The 4751-nt window shown below is 60.0% G+C and carries 7 protein-coding genes; all 7 read left to right on the top strand.

What is annotated here, in order from left to right; all coding sequences use genetic code 11:
* Window positions 1–1001 (top strand): tyrosine-type recombinase/integrase (locus ACFO24_RS08690; protein ID WP_377737975.1); only part of this gene is annotated, 1001 nt, incomplete at its 5' end.
* A 796-nt stretch (window positions 1002–1797) separates the two neighbouring features.
* On the top strand, window positions 1798–2103 hold the full coding sequence (locus ACFO24_RS08685; RefSeq protein ID WP_377737974.1) for a DUF4258 domain-containing protein: 306 nt from the start codon (window positions 1798–1800) through the stop codon (window positions 2101–2103).
* On the top strand, window positions 2103–2558 hold the full coding sequence (locus ACFO24_RS08680) for a helix-turn-helix domain-containing protein (RefSeq protein WP_377737973.1): 456 nt from the start codon (window positions 2103–2105) through the stop codon (window positions 2556–2558). Before ACFO24_RS08685 ends, ACFO24_RS08680 begins: the two co-directional genes overlap by 1 nt.
* Window positions 2559–3033: 475 nt before the next feature.
* The gene (locus tag ACFO24_RS08675; RefSeq protein ID WP_377737971.1) at window positions 3034–3327 is read left to right on the top strand and encodes an addiction module antidote protein; all 294 of its coding nucleotides are present in this window, start codon (window positions 3034–3036) and stop codon (window positions 3325–3327) included.
* A gap of 422 nt (window positions 3328–3749) precedes the next feature.
* Complete coding sequence (locus ACFO24_RS08670) at window positions 3750–4184, top strand: hypothetical protein (RefSeq protein ID WP_377737970.1); 435 nt, start codon at window positions 3750–3752, stop codon at window positions 4182–4184.
* The gene (locus ACFO24_RS08665; protein ID WP_377737969.1) at window positions 4181–4375 is read left to right on the top strand and encodes a hypothetical protein; all 195 of its coding nucleotides are present in this window, start codon (window positions 4181–4183) and stop codon (window positions 4373–4375) included. The genes ACFO24_RS08670 and ACFO24_RS08665 overlap by 4 nt, the downstream gene beginning before the upstream one ends.
* On the top strand, window positions 4368–4622 hold the full coding sequence (locus ACFO24_RS08660) for a hypothetical protein (RefSeq protein ID WP_377737968.1): 255 nt from the start codon (window positions 4368–4370) through the stop codon (window positions 4620–4622). Before ACFO24_RS08665 ends, ACFO24_RS08660 begins: the two co-directional genes overlap by 8 nt.
* Window positions 4623–4751 lie beyond the last annotated feature (129 nt).

Here is a 4751-nt window from a genome sequence, read left to right as displayed (position 1 = left end):
GATTTTCGGGCACACAAGGGCAATGCCGTACTCGTTTGTGGCTCTACTACGGTGAAATATCCGGGCTAGAGCTTCGGGAGCTGCAAGAAGGGCATATCAGGGCCATGCTGAAACCCACGGTAGCGGCTGGCAAGGTGCGCACGGCGCAGGTTTTGCTATTGATCGTGCGCCAGGCCTTGAGCTGGGCAGAAAAGCGCCAGCCATGGCGGCCCCTGCTGATTGCTGGCAACCCTGCCGACCTGATAACCGAAGACAGCATTACGCCCCCCGATTACAAGAGCGAACGCGAACGGGTTTTAAGCCCCGCAGAAATCCAAGAGCTGGCCCAGGTGCTGACCAAGCCAGACCCCCGGCCGTTGAAAGCGCAAACGCAATGCGCCCTATGGGTATTGCTGGGCACTATCTGCCGGGTGGGTGAGCTACTGCACGCCCGATGGGAGGATGTGGACTTGAAGGCCGGGGTGTGGTTTATCCCCGAGGAAAACGTTAAAGGCCGCCGGGGCCAGCGCCAGGCCCAAAAGGTTGCCCTGTCCCCCTTCGTGCTGCGCCACTTTCGGCAACTTCATGCCTTGACTGGGGCGGGGCCGTGGTGCTTTCCGGCCAGTACGCCGGGCACCAGTGCAGAGGGGGCCGGGCCGGTGGGCATAAACACCATTTCAAAACAAATTGCAGATCGTCAGGCCATGTTCTCGGCGCGGGCCGTGGCATTGCAGCACCGAAGGAACGACAACACCTTAGTTTTGGCCGGTGGCAAGAACGGCAAATGGACACCCCACGATCTGCGCCGCACTGGCGCAACCATGATGCAAGCGCTTGGGGTGGGCCTGGAAATCATTGACCGCTGCCAGAACCACGTGTTGGCAGGCTCCAAGGTGCGGCGGCATTACCTGCATTACGACTACGCCGAAGAAAAGGCGCGGGCCTGGAACCTGTTGGGCGAACGGCTGGAAGGCATCTTGTCCGGTGGGGCTGAAATCCTGCCAATCAAGCGCCGCGCCTAGCCGCCCAAGCCCTGGCAAGTGCCCAGCCCAGCACCACCAAGCCACCCACAGCGGTGGCTTTTTTTGTACCCGTGCCCAGCGCCACGGGGGCAAGTAAATTTTTTTAGGTGATGATTTTCCGTGGGGGCATGGGGGCAAGGCATTTTTTAAAATCCGTAAAGTCAAAAAGATATTGCAAACAATAGATTCTTTGCTATAGATATTTTTGGGGGCAAATTGGGGGCAAGTTGGGGGCAAAGTGGGGGCATAAGAGAAAAATTATCACTATATAAAATATAGGTACTCTTTTCTTCTCTTTTTTGCTTTTCTCTTCCTTTCCTTCCTCTTTGCCGCTGCTGGTGATTTGGCGCAAAAAGGCACCAGGAAAAGGGCAAGGCTGGCCCTGGTGCTGGCCCTGGTGCTGGTGCTGGTGCTGGTGCTGGTGCTGGTGCTGGCCGCGTTGCTGGGTGGGGGTGGCGGCAACCGGGGCCGGGCTGTTTGTGGTGGCCTGGTTGCCGGGGCTTTGCGCCTTGGTTGTGGCCTGGCTCCCCTCCCTGGCCCTAGGTGCTTCGTTTTGAGCGCAAACGGAAAACGCCCGCGAAGGCGTTCCCCTGGTGCCACCCTCTCCGCGCTGGTGTGGGCTGCGGCCCTGATTGGCCGTACTGGTTGCGGCCCATGGTTGTGCCCTTGGCCCTGGGCTGTGCCGTGCCCTTATGGCGTGGGCCTGACCTGGGCCGGGGTTGGCGGCGCTGTTTGCTGTGCGTGGCACATGTGCGGCGGCCCAGGCTTCAATCTATCAAAATGATAGAATTACGCCATGCCACCATCTGCCCACCAATTGCAGCGCCATATAAGAACTTGCGCCCTTGATACTGCCTGCGTGTTCCTGACCAAGCACGCGCAAGAGAGGATGCAAGAACGCGGGGCAACCCTGGCAATGGTTTACGAGGTGTTGCAATCCGGGGTTTTGACTGGTATCCCTGAGCCGTCCATTGCCAGCACTGGCGTGGCTTGCAAAATGCAGCGGTGTGTTTGTGGGGAAAACTGGGTGGCATGTGTGGCCGTGGAATATCCCGAGCCTGATTTGGTTGTCGTGACCGTGTACGAAGTGGAGGGGGCCTAATGTTTCATTACACGTTTGGCGGGTTGGAAAACGTTTATTTGGTCAATGGCTATACCGTTGCCCAAACCCCGCATGGCGAAGCCGTGGCATTTACCGATGGCGAAGGCTTGGAGCGGGCCATCTGCAACACCCTGGCCAGTAAGGACGGGCCGCTTACTGGCGTTGAACTGCGCTTTGTCCGCACTGCTGGCCTAAAAATGTCGCAAGCCAGCCTTGGCGCTGTGCTGGGGGTTGATGCGCAAACTGTGGCCCGCTGGGAAAAGGGCGAAGGGGCACCCAAAACCGCCGAAAAGCTATTGCGCGTGGTGTACCTGGCCCACGCCCAAGGGGATGCACCCGTTCGGGCCGTGGTGCAAAGTGCCAACGCAATTGAGCGGGCCAAGCTGCAAACCATCGTTTTGCATGAACGCCGGGGCACGTGGGAACCCTCTGTTAAAGACCTGTCCCCCGCTTAAGGCTGCCCCCCACCTACTGGCAACCCAAACCGCCCACAAGGCGGTTTTTTTGCGCCTGCTGCCTTGGGGCGCTGGGCTGCCCTTGGCCTTGCCCTGGTGCTGGTGCTGGTGCTGGTACACCTGGGCCGCGCCTTGTGGCCTTGTGCCTTGGCCTGAGCTGGTAACCAGCGCCCCAGGGGTTGCGGCCTTCCCCTTGGCCCTGGGCTGTGCCGTGCCCTTATGGCGTGGGCTTGACCTGGGCCGGGGTCGTTGCGCCTGCGCTGCGCTTTGCTATTGCGGTTCGGCTTCTTTCGGGGGTATCTTGTAAGATACCGTTATGGAAATCCGCATCTACCAGGACAGTGAAGGCCGCGCCCCGTTTCAGCGTTGGTTGCAAGCCGTTCAAGATAGGGCAGCACGGGCAAAAGAGCGAACAAAGCCGGGAAATAGCCCGCGCCATCGCATATCTGAACGACTGGAAGGAAAGGGGTAAGCCATGACTACACCACGTGATGCAAGCTACAGCCAAGCCTTAGAACAAGGGCTGACAGACCCGCAAGAGGCTGCGGCCTATCTGGAAGCCGTGATGGAGCTGGAAGATTCTGCCGCGCTTTTGGTGGCGCTGCGCCATGTGGCAAACGCCCACGGCATGGCAGAAACGGCCCGGCGCTCCAACGTGGGAGAGAAAACCCTATTCAAGGCCCTGAGCGACAAAGGCAACCCCACGTTAGACACGATTACCAAAGTGCTTCACGCCGTAGGCTTGCGGCTTAGTGTTGCGCCTGTCTGACCTATCCCCGGCCCTGTGCCGGTTTTCGTTTTTTAGCCCAGGTCACCCACGCATGGCCGCAAGTTCGGGCGCTGGGCTGCGCCTGCCCTCGCCCTGGTGCTGGTGCCGGTACACCTGGGCCGCGCTGGCCCCCTGTGTGCATCGTGCCTTGCGTTTGTGGCTATACTTGCGCCCAAGCCAAAAGGCCCGGTGCTGAACACACCTTAGATAAAGCGGTTGCAACCCCCACCGATAAGCGGGGTTTTGTCACGCCCAAATTTTGGGGACTGGTGCGCCCGCATCGCTCCCCCCTGGTTTTGGGCGGGATGGCCGAAGCGGTAACGCCCGGCGCATGGCTTTATCCATGTGTTCAACATCCCGCCCACCTGCTGCCCTTGAACAGGCAAACGGTGGCCCTTGAGTCTCATAAAGGAGCCAAGAGAATGACCCACGTCACCCAGGGCAAAACCACGCCCACCCAGTCCCCCCAAACCGCGCCGCTTGACCGCATTGCCATGGGCTTGCCTGCCAGTGCTGCCAGCGCCGTCCACCATGCGGCCCTCGCCGAAGAGGCCGCTAAACCGAATCTGCAGAAGTTAAGCATGGCGTTTGAAGCGGCGGGGTTCAATCACGATTTGATTTTTCGTCGCAACCAGGTTCAAAGCCTTGCGTCCCGGCTGCGGGGCATTTCCGCCATTGGTGCCGTGCTGTCTGCTGGCACGTGGGGCGACGCTGTAGACATTGGCGGTACGTTGCAAGCTGGCCTACTGGATGCCCTGAATAGCCTAGTCAAGGATGCTTATCAAGAAATTGAGCTTACCGACGTGCATGCATGCGAGGCCCAGGAAGAGGCCAAGCGCCAAGGGGGTGCAGCATGACCGCTCCCGCCGCCCCCATGCGCTACACGCCCACCACTGAAGAGGCCCGCGCCTTGGCTGCGCTAGAGGCCGCAAACTGCGCCACCCTAGCCCGCTGGTATAGCGCACGCGGCAACGTCAAAGCCGCACGCCGCAAAGCCGTTCAACTGCTGGCCGCGCTGGCTGTTTTGGAGGGGGTGCTGCATGTCTGAAGTTACCTTCACCCGCAGTAACGACTATCAAGATACCCACCTGAGCCGCGCCCAGGCCCCAGGCTGGGCCATTGAAGTCTGGCGCGACAAGCGCAAGCAGCCCATTTCCTTTTACCGCCACGCTAACAACTACAGCATGACGATGGCGCTTGACCTGGATTCAGCCACGGCCCGCGCCCTGGCCTATGAGCTGCTGCACGCCGCCGACGTGGCGCAGCAGGCCGCCGAAACCACCCCCGGAAAATGACCCATGACCACCACCACCCAGGGCCAAACGGGAAAAGCGGCTTTATCGGCCATGCCTAGATGTTGCATCCCGGACGATCATATGGTCGCTTATTGAACAACTCAGGGTGAGTTTGATACCACTGTTTCA

The sequence above is a fragment of the Comamonas denitrificans genome (assembly GCF_042654745.1).
Taxonomy (GTDB): Bacteria; Pseudomonadota; Gammaproteobacteria; order Burkholderiales; family Burkholderiaceae_C; genus Comamonas; species Comamonas denitrificans.
Note: the sequence above shows the minus strand (reverse complement) of the source record. Positions and strands in the feature narration are given on the sequence as shown.

Bases quoted from the DNA above. Each gene is read 5' to 3' on its own strand.
- ACFO24_RS08680 (WP_377737973.1), top strand. From the start codon at position 2,103: ATGTTTCATTACACGTTTGGCGGGTTGGAAAACGTTTATTTGGTCAAT.
- ACFO24_RS08665 (WP_377737969.1), top strand. From the start codon at position 4,181: ATGACCGCTCCCGCCGCCCCCATGCGCTACACGCCCACCACTGAAGAG.
- ACFO24_RS08660 (WP_377737968.1), top strand. From the start codon at position 4,368: ATGTCTGAAGTTACCTTCACCCGCAGTAACGACTATCAAGATACCCAC.
- ACFO24_RS08685 (WP_377737974.1), top strand. From the start codon at position 1,798: ATGCCACCATCTGCCCACCAATTGCAGCGCCATATAAGAACTTGCGCC.
- ACFO24_RS08675 (WP_377737971.1), top strand. From the start codon at position 3,034: ATGACTACACCACGTGATGCAAGCTACAGCCAAGCCTTAGAACAAGGG.
- ACFO24_RS08670 (WP_377737970.1), top strand. From the start codon at position 3,750: ATGACCCACGTCACCCAGGGCAAAACCACGCCCACCCAGTCCCCCCAA.